This is a genomic window from Methylobacterium sp. Leaf361, assembly GCF_001424445.1.
In the GTDB taxonomy this organism is placed as follows: domain Bacteria; phylum Pseudomonadota; class Alphaproteobacteria; order Rhizobiales; family Beijerinckiaceae; genus Methylobacterium.
On record NZ_LMPY01000001.1, the window covers coordinates 470,200 to 483,401 of the forward strand.

The 13,202-nt window shown below is 69.5% G+C and carries 8 protein-coding genes; 4 read left to right on the forward strand and 4 right to left on the reverse strand.

The window, feature by feature from the left end:
* Positions 1 to 53: 53 nt before the first annotated feature.
* Positions 54 to 410 carry a response regulator gene (locus ASG32_RS02235; RefSeq protein ID WP_003603128.1) on the reverse strand — a complete coding sequence of 119 codons (357 nt, stop codon included), beginning with the start codon at positions 408 to 410 and terminating at the stop codon, positions 54 to 56.
* Positions 411 to 616: 206 nt separating this feature from the next.
* Here ASG32_RS02235 and ASG32_RS02240 point away from each other — a divergent pair, with 206 nt between their 5' ends.
* Positions 617 to 1,519 carry an N-formylglutamate amidohydrolase gene (locus ASG32_RS02240; protein WP_056522017.1) on the forward strand — a complete coding sequence of 301 codons (903 nt, stop codon included), beginning with the start codon at positions 617 to 619 and terminating at the stop codon, positions 1,517 to 1,519.
* A gap of 345 nt (positions 1,520 to 1,864) precedes the next feature.
* Here ASG32_RS02240 and galU read toward each other — a convergent pair whose 3' ends face one another.
* Complete coding sequence (gene galU, locus ASG32_RS02245; protein ID WP_056522020.1) at positions 1,865 to 2,728, reverse strand: UTP--glucose-1-phosphate uridylyltransferase GalU; 864 nt, start codon at positions 2,726 to 2,728, stop codon at positions 1,865 to 1,867.
* Between the two features lie 171 nt (positions 2,729 to 2,899).
* Between galU and galE the strand changes: the two genes are divergently transcribed.
* From galE to ASG32_RS02260, 3 genes are all read left to right on the forward strand, one after another.
* Positions 2,900 to 3,892, forward strand: coding sequence for a UDP-glucose 4-epimerase GalE (gene galE, locus ASG32_RS02250; protein ID WP_020091419.1), 993 nt, complete (start codon positions 2,900 to 2,902; stop codon positions 3,890 to 3,892).
* A 4-nt stretch (positions 3,893 to 3,896) separates the two neighbouring features.
* A complete protein-coding gene (locus ASG32_RS02255) occupies positions 3,897 to 5,084 on the forward strand; it encodes a lytic murein transglycosylase (protein ID WP_056522023.1) in 1,188 nt (395 codons plus the stop codon).
* 93 nt (positions 5,085 to 5,177) lie between these two features.
* Positions 5,178 to 6,605 carry an SGNH family hydrolase gene (locus tag ASG32_RS02260; RefSeq protein ID WP_056522288.1) on the forward strand — a complete coding sequence of 476 codons (1,428 nt, stop codon included), beginning with the start codon at positions 5,178 to 5,180 and terminating at the stop codon, positions 6,603 to 6,605.
* A gap of 35 nt (positions 6,606 to 6,640) precedes the next feature.
* On the opposite strand, the gene ASG32_RS02265 is transcribed toward ASG32_RS02260, so the two are convergent.
* Entirely contained in the window at positions 6,641 to 8,074 is a 1,434-nt protein-coding gene (locus ASG32_RS02265) for a glutamate synthase subunit beta (RefSeq protein ID WP_020091416.1), read from the reverse strand.
* Positions 8,075 to 8,176: 102 nt separating this feature from the next.
* Positions 8,177 to 12,820, reverse strand: a complete 4,644-nt coding sequence (gltB, locus tag ASG32_RS02270; protein ID WP_244491776.1) for a glutamate synthase large subunit — start codon at positions 12,818 to 12,820, stop codon at positions 8,177 to 8,179.
* Positions 12,821 to 13,202: the final 382 nt, after the last annotated feature.

Below are 13,202 nucleotides of genomic sequence, written 5' to 3' on the forward strand. Positions count from 1 at the left end.
CCCGTGTGGTCACAGGGCAACGCGCGCGCGCCGTCGACGAAGCACCGGCAGGATCAGGCGGCCAGGAGCTTCTCGACCTCGTTGACGAGGTCGCGGAGGTGGAAGGGCTTCGACAGGACCTTGGCGTCCTTCGGGGCCTTCGAATCCGGGTTGAGGGCGACCGCCGCGAAGCCGGTGATGAACATCACCTTGATGTCGGGATCGAGCTCGGTGGCGCGGCGGGCCAGCTCGATGCCGTCCATCTCGGGCATCACGATGTCGGTCAGCAGCAGCTCGAACGGCTCCTCGCGCAGCCGGTTGTAGGCGGAGAGGCCGTTGTCGAAGGACAGGACATCGTAGCCCGCGTTCTGCAGCGCCTTGGCCAGAAACCGGCGCATGTCGTTGTCGTCTTCCGCCAGCAGGATTTTCATCGGCCGGATCCGAGCCTTCGAGTCGAGAAGTTGATCCCATAAAGGGAGGCGATGGTAAACAAGGTGTTAGGATGGAGCGCGCAGCCGCCGCCGCGTGTCTCCCGGGCGACTGCGTCGGCCGCCGGTGCAGAGTGGACAGGCGATCGATCGCACACCACAGTGAGCGCCTGCCGTCCTCGTTCAACCGCCGGGGTGTCCACCAGCCGATGACTGCAACCGAACCGGTACAGCCAGACGCCTTCGGATTTGCCCCGGCCTTCGCGGTCGACGAGCCCGCGGCGCACACCCTGCCTTTCGTCTTCAATACCGGTCATTCCGGGGCCGTCTACCCCCCCGACTTCATCGCGGCCTCGCGGCTCGACGCGCTGACCCTGCGCCGCTCCGAGGATGCCCACGTCGACCGCCTGTTCGGATCGGTCGTCGGACTGGGCGCGCCGCTCCTGCGGGCCAACTTCCCCCGCGCCTTCCTCGACGTGAACCGGGAGCCCTACGAACTCGACCCGCGCATGTTCGAGGGGCGCCTGCCGCCCTTCGCCAACACCCGGTCGATGCGCGTCGCGGGCGGTCTCGGGACCGTGCCCCGGGTCGTCGCCGACGGCCAGGAGATCTACGCCCGGCGCCTGCCGGTCGCCGAGGCGACCGCCCGGATCGAGAGCCTGTACAAGCCGTATCACCGCGCGCTGCGCGGACTGGTCCAGCGCACGGCGCGCACCCACGGCCACTGCATGCTCGTCGATTGCCACTCGATGCCGTCCTCGAGCCTCGGCCGCGATCCGGACATGAAAGCCGACGTGGTGCTGGGCGACCGCTACGGCACGGCGTGCGCACCCGTCCTGATCGACGGATTCGAGGCCGCGTTCCGGGCCCGGGGTTTCCGCGTGGTCCGCAACAAGCCCTACGCCGGCGGCTTCATCACGGAGCATTACGGCGAGCCGAACCTTGACCGCCACGCGCTCCAGATCGAGCTGAATCGGGGCCTCTACATGAACGAGGCCAGCCTCGCGATGACGGCGGGCTTCCCGGCATTGGTCGAGGCGCTGCGCGGCGTCGTCGCCGATGTCGCCAAGGACCTCGACGATCTCGTCCCCCGCCGGATGGCCGCGGAATAGGGGCGCCGCCCCGACCGTTCACGAAGAAGAGCGGCGGTATACCGGAAAGAAAAAAGGCCACTCCCGAAGGAGCGGCCCGAAGTCTAGGGAGGAAACGCCCAAGAAGGGCAGCGAGACCGCGACGCCATCGCGATCTCGCAACGCACAAACTAAAGTGCGCCGCACAAGAAGCAAGCGCAATTCGCCCGCCGCGGCCGCTCTGCGCGCATACCTGAAGCGCGTTCGCTGGCCGCCGCGCGTCGCCGCGTGCAGGCTTAGCTCGAACGAGAGCGGGAACCTATGCGGTCGAATGTGTCGCCTAGCGGGGCGCGGTGATCGGATCCGCGCCCGCAGCGCCGTTCAGCCCTAGCTCTTGAGCAGCTTCTCGATCTCGGCCCGCAGGGGTCCTGCGAGATCGTTCCGCTCCAGGGCGTAGGCGAGATTCGCCGCGAGGAAGCCGAGCTTCGAGCCGGTATCGTAGGTCCGGCCCTCGTAGCGCATGCCGTAGAACGCCTGCTTCTCCATCAGGTCGATCATGGCGTCCGTGAGCTGGATCTCGCCGCCCGCGCCCTTCTTGCCGTGCTCGAGGATCCCGAAGATCTCGGGCTGGAGGATGTAGCGCCCGGAGATGATGAAGTTCGAAGGCGCCGTGCCCTGCTTGGGCTTCTCGACCATCCCGGTGATCTGGAAGGACTGGCCGTAGGTCTCGCCCACGCTGACGATGCCGTACTGGTGCGTCTCCTCGGGCGCCACCTCCTCGACGGCGATGATGTTACCGCCGTGGCGATCGTAGGCGGCCAGCATCTGCTGCATACAGCCGCGGCTCAGCATGTCGGGGAGCAGCACCGCGAACGGCTCGTCGCCGACGATCTCGCGGGCGCACCACACCGCGTGGCCGAGGCCGAGTGGCGCCTGCTGGCGGGTAAAGCTGGTCTGGCCGGCCTTCGGCAGGTCCTTCTTCAGCTCTTCATAGGCGGCCGTCTTCCCGCGCTCCTGAAGGGTGTGGTCGAGCTCGAACGCGATGTCGAAATGGTCCTCGATCACCGCCTTCCCGCGGCCGGTGACGAAGATGAAGTGCTCGATCCCGGCCGCGCGCGCCTCGTCGACCACGTGCTGCACCACTGGCCGGTCGACGACCGTGAGCATCTCCTTCGGGACCGCCTTCGTGGCGGGCAGGAAGCGCGTGCCGAGGCCCGCGACGGGGAGGACGGCCTTGCGGATCGGTTTCATCGAGCGGTAACCCCGGAACTGGATGGAACGACGTGGTCAGCTGTGCGGTCAGTGAGATAGCTTAACGCGAGCCGTCGCAAGCATGTACATCGTTAGTATGAGGCGGCGGGGCGTAAATTTCCCGTCTGCAAAGGCGTAAGCAGTTGCCGGGATGGCGGCAGTGAGGGCGAGATGGCGGTTCTGGTGACGGGGGGTGCCGGCTACATCGGCAGCCACATGGTGCTGGCGCTCCTCGACGCCGGCCATGAGGAGGTCGTCGTCCTCGACGATCTCTCCACCGGCTTCGACTGGGCGGTCCCAGAGGGTGTGAAGCTCGTCGTCGGCGACGTGGCCGACCAGGCCCTCGTGACACAGACTATCCTGCAGCACCGCATCGATGCCCTGGCCCACTTTGCCGCCAAGATCGTCGTGCCCGAATCCGTAGCCGACCCCCTGGGCTACTACCTCGCCAACACGGTGAAGACCCGCGCGCTGATCGAGGCGTCGGTGCGTGCCGGCGTCAAGAATGTCATCTTCTCCTCGACCGCGGCCGTCTACGGTGAGCCTGAGGCCTCGCCGGTTCCCGAGGACCTGCCGCTGAAACCGATCAATCCCTACGGCCGCTCGAAGCTGATGAGCGAGTGGATGATCGCCGACGCCGCCGCGGCGCACGGCTTCTCCTACGTGGTCCTGCGCTACTTCAACGTCGCCGGCGCGGATCCGGAGGGACGGTCCGGCCAGTCGACGCCCAACGCCACGCACCTGATCAAGGTGGCCACGCAGGCGGCGCTCGGCCAGCGCGCCCGGCTCGACGTCTTCGGGACCGACTACCCGACCCCGGACGGGTCGTGCCTGCGCGACTACATCCAGGTCTCGGACCTCGCGGAGGCGCATCGCCTCGCCCTCGACCATCTGCGCTCCGGTGGCGAGAGCCTGACGCTGAACTGCGGCTACGGGCGCGGTTACTCGGTCCTCGAGGTCGTCGAGGTCGTGAAGCGGATCTCGGGCCGCGACTTCGAAGTGCGGCTGTGCCCGCGCCGGCCCGGCGATCCGGCCCAAATCGTCGCCGAGGCGGCGCGCATCCGCGATCGCCTGGGCTGGCAGCCCCGGCACGACGACCTCGACGCCATCGTCGGCCAAGCCCTCGCCTGGGAAGAACGCCTGGAGAAGCGCAATCGGATCTGACCGGATGCATTCCCGTCGATGGATCCTGGCCGCGGCGGCTTGCCTCGCGACCGGCCCGGCCCGCGCCGAGGACGCCTTCCGGGCGTTCGTCGAGGCCCTGCGTCCGGACGCGGCGGCGCGGGGCGTCTCCGCCGCGACCTTCGACGCGGCGTTCCGCGGGATCACAGGACCCGATCCCGGCATCCTGGCGCGAACCCGCCGCCAGAGCGAGTTCAGCCGGCCTGTCTGGGAGTACCTCGTCGGTGCGGTCTCGGCCGGCCGCATCGCGCGCGGCCGCGACCGCGCCGCCACCCTCGCGTCGACCCTGACGGCGATCGAGGCCCGCTACGGCGTTCCGGGTCCGGTGGTGATGGCGTTCTGGGGCGTCGAGTCGGATTTCGGAACGAGTGCGGGCAGTGTCCCGACCGTCCGGGCGCTGGCGACGCTCGCCGAGGCGCGGCACCGCGGCAGCATGTTCCGCGACGAGCTCCTCGCCGCCCTCACGATCCTGCAGCGCGGCGACATCGCGCCCGACCGGATGAGCGGCAGCTGGGCTGGCGCGATGGGTCAGGTGCAATTCCTGCCCTCCACCTACCTGGCCCACGCGGTCGACTTCGATGGCGACGGCCGGCGCGACATCTGGACCAGCGCGGCGGATTCGCTGGCCTCGATCGCCGCCTATCTCAAGGATCTCGGCTGGAATCCGACCTTCTCCTGGGGCTACGAGGTGCGCCTGCCGAAGGAGTTCGACCTGAGCCGCTACGCGGGCGATCTCGCGAGCTTCGCCGAGCGCGGCGTTCGCCGCACCGACGGGCAGCCGCTGCCGGGGGCCGGGCGCGCCAGCCTGTTCCTGCCCGGAGGCCTCGGCGCGCCGGTCTTCCTGATCACCGACAATTTCGAGGTGGTCCGGGGCTACAACACCTCGGATTCCTACGCGCTGGCAGTGGGTCACCTTGCCGACCGCCTCGCCGGCGGTCCGCCGCTGGCCGCGCCGTGGCCCGCCGGAGCCCGCCTCGACGGGCCGGGCCTCCGCGCCCTGCAGACCGGCCTCGCGGCTTCCGGCTTCTACGACGGGCCGACGGATGGGCGCGCGGGCCCGAAGCTGCGCGAGGCGGTGCGGCGCTATCAGATCAGCGTCGGATTGCCGGCCGACGGGTACGCGACGCCCGCCCTGCTCACCCGCGTGGCCGGGAAGGCAGCGCCGCGACGCTGAGCCCGGCGAGAGGTTTAGACCCGCGCGCGGCTTCCACCTATAATGGCCGCGGTCCGAACGGGCCCGGTTCGGCGTAAAGCGTACGGGATGCGCATGGTCCTCGCTCGTCGGCGTCCTTCGGAACGCCCCCTCATCCTCGGGCTCTCGGTCCTGTTGGGGCTCGCGGAGGTGTCGACCTTCGGGGGCGGTCCGGCCCGCGCGCAGTGGGGCGACAGCTACCAGCAGCAGGGCGGCACCTATTACCAGGCGCCGCCGCGCCGGCGGCCGCGGGACGCCTATTACCGCGACGACGGGACGTCCGGGCGCCAGCCCCGCTACGCGCCGCAGCAGGAGGCGCCGCGCCAGTTCTACTGGCCCTGGGAGGACAGGCCGCAGCCGGTGGCGCCGCAGCCGGAGCGCACCTACCGGGCCCCGCGCCAGCGAACCAATCCCTACGCGACCGGAGAGGCGCAGCGTCCGCCCCCCTCCGTGAAGCGGCGGGTCCGTCCGGCCCGGGCGCCGACACCGCCGAAGCCCGCGGTCGCCAAGACCGAGCCGAACGTCCAGATCGCCGTCTTCGGCGATTCCCTCGCCGACCATCTCGCCAAGGGCCTCGACGACGTGTTCGAGGACAATACCGACGTCGCCGTGATCGACCGCGCGAAGGGCGACAGCGGTCTGGTGCGCAAGGACGTGGTCGACTGGCCGAAGGTCGCGCAGGACTACCTCCAGAGCAACGCGAAGGTGCGCTACGCCCTGGTGATGTTGGGCGCCAACGATCGGCAGCCGATCCGCGAGGGCGACGAGACGGCCGATCCCCTCACGGACCGCTGGCGCGCCCTCTACCGCGCCCGGGTGGAGGCGCTGGCGAAAGTCTTCACCGACCGCAAGATCCCGCTGATCTGGGTCGGGCTGCCGCCGGTCCAGAGCGAGTCCCTGAGCCGGGACCTCGCTTCCCTGAACGACATCGTCCGGGACACCGTTACCAAGGCCGGCGGGACCTACGTCGATATCTGGCCGGGCTTCGTCGACGACCGAGACCGGTACGCGGCGTCGGGCCCGGATCCGGAAGGCCAGATCGCCAAGCTCCGTACCGCGGACGGTGTCCATTTCACCAAGGCGGGCGATCGGAAGCTGGCCCACTTCGCCGATGTCGAGCTGAAGCGGCTGATGGGCGCGGTGCCGGGCACGGCCGAGCCGTCGCTGACCGCGACAGTGGCGCCGACCGCACCGCCCGCGACACCCGGGCCGAGCCTCGACGGTACCGCAACGGCCACCGATACCGCGGCGATCGATCGTCAGATCACCGCGATGCTGCCGAGCCTGCCGGAGCCGCCCGGCGTGCCGGCGCTCCCGGTGAAGCCCGCGGCCGGCCCCGTGGTACCGTTGAGCCGGAGCGAGGTGTCGCCCGGCGGCGCGCTGCTGAATGGCCGTCCGCGCGATCCGGACAATTCCGGGACCGTGGAGCGGACGCTGCTGCGCGGCAACGCGCCGATGCCGCAGCCCGGCCGAGCCGACGATTTCCGCTGGCCGCCCGGCTGAGCCGGGCGGACCCTTCGCGCGCTCTCAGCAGGCCGTCAGCGCGGCAGGACGCTGGCGCCCATCAGCATCTCGTCGATGGCGCGCGCCGCCTGACGTCCTTCGCGGATCGCCCAGACCACCAGGGACTGGCCGCGCCGCATATCGCCGGCGGCCCAGATCTTCGCGTCCGACGTGCGGTAGTCGTCCTCGTTCGCCTCGACATTGCCGCGCTTGTCGACGCCGACCCCGGACTGCTCGAGAAGACCCTTCTGGACCGAGCCCGCGAAGCCGATCGCCATGAAGACGAGGTCGGCCGGCAGCACGAACTCGGTGCCGGCGATCGGCTGGCGCTTGGCATCGACGCGGGCGCAGACCACGCCCGTGAGCTGGCCCTTCTTGTTCCCCTCGAGCCGCAGGGTCGCGGCCTGGAACTCGCGCTCCGCGCCTTCCGCCTGGCTGGACGAGGTCCGCATCTTAGTCGGCCAGTAGGGCCACACGGTGAGCTTGTCCTCCCGCTCCGGCGGGCGCGGGCGGATGTCGAGCTGCGTCACCGACAGGGCCCCCTGGCGGAACGCGGTGCCGACGCAGTCGGAGGCGGTGTCGCCGCCGCCGATGACCACCACGTTCTTGCCCGCGGCCAGGATCGGTTGCTCGCCGTTGCCGCGCATCGGCTCGGCGCTCACGCGCCGGTTCGACTGGACGAGGTAGGGCATCGCGTAGTGGACGCCCTCGAGGTCCTGGCCGGGAAGCTGCGGGTTGCGCGGATCCTCGGCGCCACCGCAGAACATCACGGCGTCGAACTCAGCCTTGAGCTCGTCGACCGACTTCGTCACACCGATGTTCTGGTTGTAGTGGAAGACGACGCCTTCGGCCTCCATCTGGCGCACGCGCCGGTCGATGTGGCGCTTCTCCATCTTGAAGTCCGGGATGCCGTAGCGGAGAAGGCCACCCGCCTTCGGCTCGCGCTCGAACACGTGGACGTCGTGCCCGACGCGGGCGAGCTGCTGGGCCGCCGCCATACCGGCCGGTCCGGAGCCCACGATCGCGACGCGCTTGCCGGTGCGGGTCTGCGCCGGCTCGGGCTTCACCCAGCCCATGTTCCAGGCGCGGTCGGCGATCGCCTGCTCGATCGTCTTGATGGCGACCGGCTGGTTCTCGAGGTTCAGCGTGCACGCCTCCTCGCAGGGCGCGGGGCAGACGCGGCCGGTAAACTCCGGGAAGTTGTTCGTGGAGTGGAGGTTGCGGGACGCCTCCTCCCAATCCGACTGGAAGACGAGGTCGTTCCAGTCCGGGATCTGGTTGTGGACCGGGCAGCCCGTCGGCCCGTGGCAGAACGGGATGCCGCAATCCATGCAGCGCGCGGCCTGTTTCGTCAGGTCGTGCTCGTCGAGCGGGAGCGTGAACTCGCGGAAGTGCCGGACCCGGTCGGCGGCGAGTTGGTACTTCTGCTCCTGCCGGTCGAACTCGAGGAAGCCTGTGATCTTGCCCATTGGTCAGCCCCTGGGCCGGCCAGTCTCTGACTGCGCTGCCCGCGTCGTCGTCTCGTGTGGGTGCGTGACCGGGCGGGAGCCCGCCCGGTCTCAGGAAGCCGCCTACTCGGCGGCCACCGGCATCCGCGCCATCTCCATCTCGCGCAGCGCCCGGCGGTACTCCACCGGCATCACCTTCACGAACTTGGTGCGGTAGCCGCTCCAGTCGTCGAGGATCGCCTTGGCGCGGGGGCTGCCCGTGTACTTGAGATGGTTGGTGATGAGCTGCGTGAGCCGCTCCTCGTCGTGCCCGGACATGTCGGCCAGGATGTCGACCCGCCCCTTGGTCTCCAGGTCGCCGTCTTGGTGGAAGCGACGCATCAGGTCGTCCTCCTCCTCGACCGGCTCCAGGTCGACCATCGACAGGTTACAACGCGCCGAGAAGGAGCCGTCCTCATCGAGCACGTAGGCGATGCCGCCCGACATGCCGGCCGCGAAGTTGCGCCCGGTCTCGCCGATCGACACGACCACGCCGCCGGTCATGTACTCGCAGCCATGGTCGCCCATGCCCTCGACCACCGTGATCGCGCCGGAGTTCCTGACCGCGAAGCGCTCGCCCGCGGAGCCGCGGATGTAGCACTCGCCCGCGATCGCCCCGTACAGCACGGTGTTGCCGACCATGATCGTCCGGTCCTGCGGCGACTTCAGCGCGTCGCTCGGCCGGATGATCAGCTTGCCGCCCGACAGGCCCTTGCCGACGTAGTCGTTGCCGTGGCCGGTCAGCTCGACGGTCACGCCGGCCGCCACCCAGGCGCCGAAGCTCTGGCCCGCCGTGCCGGCGAGCTTCACCACGATCGTGTCGTCGGGCAGGCCCTCGTGGCCGTGCGCCTTGGCGACCATGCCGGAGAGCATCGCGCCCGCCGCCCGGTCCGAGTTCCGGATGGTGTCGGTGATGACCACCGGCTCGCCGGTCTCGATCGCGTGCTGAGCCTTCTCGATGAGGCGCCGGTCGAGCACCGTGTCGATCGGGTGGTGCTGCACCTCCACGTGGCGGATCGCCGTGCCCTCGGCCACCTTCGGCCGGTGGAACAGCTTGGTGAAGTCGAGCCCGCGCGCCTTCCAATGGGCAATGGCCTCGACCTTGTCGAGCACGTCGGAGCGGCCGACCGCCTCCTCCAGCTTCGTGAAGCCGAGCGAGGCGAGGATCTCCCGCACCTCCTCGGCCACGAAGAAGAAGTAGTTCACCACGTGCTCGGGCGTGCCCTTGAAGCGCTTGCGCAGCACCGGATCCTGGGTGGCGACCCCCACCGGGCAGGTGTTCAGGTGGCACTTGCGCATCATGATGCAGCCGGCGGCGATCAGCGGGGCCGTCGAGAAGCCCATCTGGTCGGCGCCGAGCAGCGCCGCGATCATCACGTCGCGCCCGGTCCGGATGCCGCCGTCGGCCTGAAGGGCGACGCGGCCGCGCAGACCGTTCAGCACCAGCGTCTGCTGGGTCTCGGCCAGCCCGGTCTCCCAGGGTCCGCCCGCGTGCTTGAGCGAGGTCAGCGGCGCCGCGCCGGTGCCGCCGTCGAAGCCCGAGATCGTGATGTGGTCGGCCCGCGCCTTGGCGACACCGGCCGCGACCGTGCCGACGCCGACCTCGGAGACGAGCTTCACCGACACGTCCGCCGACGGGTTCACGTTCTTCAGGTCGAAGATCAGCTGGGCTAGATCCTCGATTGAGTAGATGTCGTGGTGCGGCGGCGGCGAGATCAGGCCCACCCCCGGGGTGGCGTAGCGGACCTTGGCGATCTTGGCGTCGACCTTGTGGCCGGGCAGCTGGCCGCCCTCGCCGGGCTTGGCGCCCTGCGCGACCTTGATCTGCATCATGTCGGAATTGACGAGGTACTCCGTCGTGACGCCGAAGCGGCCGGAGGCGACCTGCTTGATCGCGGACCGGCGCGAGCGCCCGTCCGGCAGCGGCTTGAACCGCTCGACCTCCTCGCCGCCCTCGCCCGAGTTCGATCGCCCGCCGAACGAGTTCAGCGCGATGGCGAGCGTCTCGTGCGCCTCCTTGGAGATGGAGCCGTACGACATGGCGCCCGTGGCGAAGCGCTTGACGATCTCTGAGGCCGGCTCGACCGAGTCCAGCGGGACCGGCGCGCGACCGAGCTCGGCGGCGGACTTGATGCGGAACAGGCCGCGGAGCGTCTTCAGCTGGTGCTCCTGGCGGTTCACCAGCTCGGCGTATTCGCGGTAGCGTTCCGGCACGTTGAGGCGCACCGCGTGCTGCAGCGTCGCCACCGTGTCGGGCGTCCAGGTGTGGGTCTCGCCGCGCAGGCGGTAGGCGTACTCGCCGCCGACATCCAGGGCGTTCCGGTAGACCGGCGCGTCGCCGAAGGCGTCGCGGTGTCGGCGCGCGGTCTCCTCGGCGATCTCCGCCATGCCGACGCCCTCGATGGTCGTCGCCGTGCCGAAGAAGTCGCGACCCACGAAGGTCGAGTTCAGGCCGACCGCGTCGAAGATCTGCGCGCCGCAATAGGACTGGTAGGTGGAGATGCCCATCTTGGACATCACCTTCAGTAGGCCCTTATCGATCGCCTTGATGTAGCGGTAGATGATCTCGTCGTCGGTGAGGTCCGGCGGGAACTCGTCCTTCATGTCGAGCAGCGTCTCGAAGGCGAGGTACGGGTTCACTGCCTCGGCGCCGTAGCCGGCGAGGCAGGCGAAGTGGTGCACCTCGCGCGGCTCGCCCGACTCGACCACGAGGCCGACCGAGGTCCGGAGCCCCTTGCGGATCAGGTAATTGTGCACGGACGCCGTGGCGAGCAGCGCCGGGATCGGGATCCGATCCGGCCCGACCGCCCGGTCGGTGAGCACGATGATGTTGTAGCCGCCGCGCACCGCCGCCTCGGCGCGGTCGCAGAGGCGGTCGAGCGCCCCGTCCATGGCCGCCGCGCCGGTCTCGGCCGGGTAGGTCATGTCGAGGGTCTTGGTGTCGAACCGATCCTCGAAATGGCCGATCGAGCGGATCTTCTCCAGATCGGCGTTGGTGAGGATCGGCTGGCGGACCTCCAGGCGCTTGCGCCGGGACGCGCCCTCCATGTCGAGCAGGTTCGGCCGCGGCCCGATGAACGAGACGAGGCTCATCACGGCCTCCTCGCGGATCGGGTCGATCGGCGGGTTCGTCACCTGCGCGAAGTTCTGCTTGAAGTAGGTGTAGAGCAGCTTCGACTTCTCGGAGAGGGCCGAGAGCGGGGTGTCGGTGCCCATCGAGCCGACCGCCTCCTGGCCGGTGACGGCCATGGGCTGCATCAGCAGCTTGAGATCCTCCTGCGTGTAGCCGAAGGCCTGCTGGCGATCGAGCAGGCTCACGTCGCCGCGGGACTCGCGCGGCTGAACTGGTCGCAGGTCCTCCAGGACGATCTGGGTGTTCTTCACCCAGTCGGCGTAGGGATGCGCGGCGGCGAGCTCGCCCTTGATCTCCTCGTCGGAGACGATGCGGCCCTTCTGCAGGTCGATCAGCAGCATGCGGCCCGGCTGCAGGCGCCAGGATTGGACGATCTTCTCGTCCGGGATCGGCAGGGTGCCCATCTCGGAGGCGAGCACCACGAGGCCGTCGTCGGTGACGATGTAGCGCGCCGGGCGCAGGCCGTTGCGGTCGAGGGTGGCGCCGATCTGGCGGCCGTCGGTGAAGGCCACGGCGGCGGGACCGTCCCACGGCTCCATCAGGGCGGCGTGGTACTCGTAAAAGGCGCGCCGCTCCTCGCTCATGAGCGGGTTGCCGGCCCAGGCCTCCGGGATGAGCATCATCATCGCGTGGGCCAGCGGGTAGCCGCCCTGCACGAGGAACTCGAGGGCGTTGTCGAAGCAGGCGGTGTCGGACTGGCCCTCGTAGGAGATCGGCCACAGCTTCGAGATATCGTTGCCGAACAGGTCGGAATCGACGCTCGCCTGGCGGGCCGCCATCCAGTTGACGTTGCCGCGCAGCGTGTTGATCTCGCCGTTATGCGCGACCATCCGGTAGGGGTGCGAGAGCCGCCAGGTCGGGAAGGTATTGGTGGCGAAGCGCTGGTGGACGAGGGCGATTGCCGAGACGAAGCGGTCGTCCTTCAGGTCCAGGAAGTAGCCGCCGAGCTGCGTGACCAGCACCATGCCCTTGTAGACGATGGTCCGGGTCGACACGGAGACCGGGTAGAACTCCTTCACCCGCGGGTCGTCGAGGCCGTAGACCTTGTTGGAGATCACCTTGCGGGCGACGTAGACCCGGCGCTCGAACGCGTCCTGGTCGGTGACCGAGGCGGGCCGGCCGATGAAGACCTGACGGTGGTGCGGCTCGGTCGCCTTCACGGCGTCGCCGAGATCCTCCGGGTCCACCGGCACGTCGCGCCAGCCGAGGAGCGGCAGGCCCTCGGCGGCCAGGGACGATTCGACGATTTCCTGGATGATCGCCCGCGGCTCCTCCGCCTTCGGCATGAAGAACTGTCCGATGGCGTACGAGCCCGCCGGCGGCAGCTCGAAGCCGAGGCGCGAGCACTCCTCGGCGAAGAAGCCGTGCGGGATCTGCGTGAGGATGCCGCAGCCGTCGCCCATCTTGGGATCGGCGCCCACCGCGCCGCGATGATCGAGGTTCTCCAGGATCTTCAGGCCCTGCTCGACGATCGCGTGGGTCCGGCGGTCGTGCATGTCGGCGATGAAGCCGACGCCGCAGGCATCGCGCTCGCGGGCCGGATCGTAGGAACCCTGGGCTTTCGGAAAGGCGGGGTCGCGCACGATGAGCGGCATCGCGCCGCCGCGGGGGGCGGCAGCCAGGGCCGTGGACGCAGCAAACTCTTCGGCGGGTCTGCGTTGTGACATGCTTCGTCTCGTCCTTCCCTCGAACCCGTCCGCAGCCAAGAACCCGCGAGCATGTTTCATGCCCGCAAGCCGTCGGCGCCACGCGCCCGGCCTCTTGCCGCAGGCCATCCGGCCGGTCCGGGAGGACACGTCCGTCGGCCTGCGTTCATCGAGGACCCGGACCGCTCGGAGAGCGGTGCGCTGGCGCGCCCGTGTCCGTCTGCCGAAACTTCTCGCCCGCGCGCGAGACGGCGACGGCCGGGATGCACGGCCGATGGGACAGTTGTGCTGTCCTAAGTCGCGAAACTGCCAGATTGAAATGTTTTCAGCA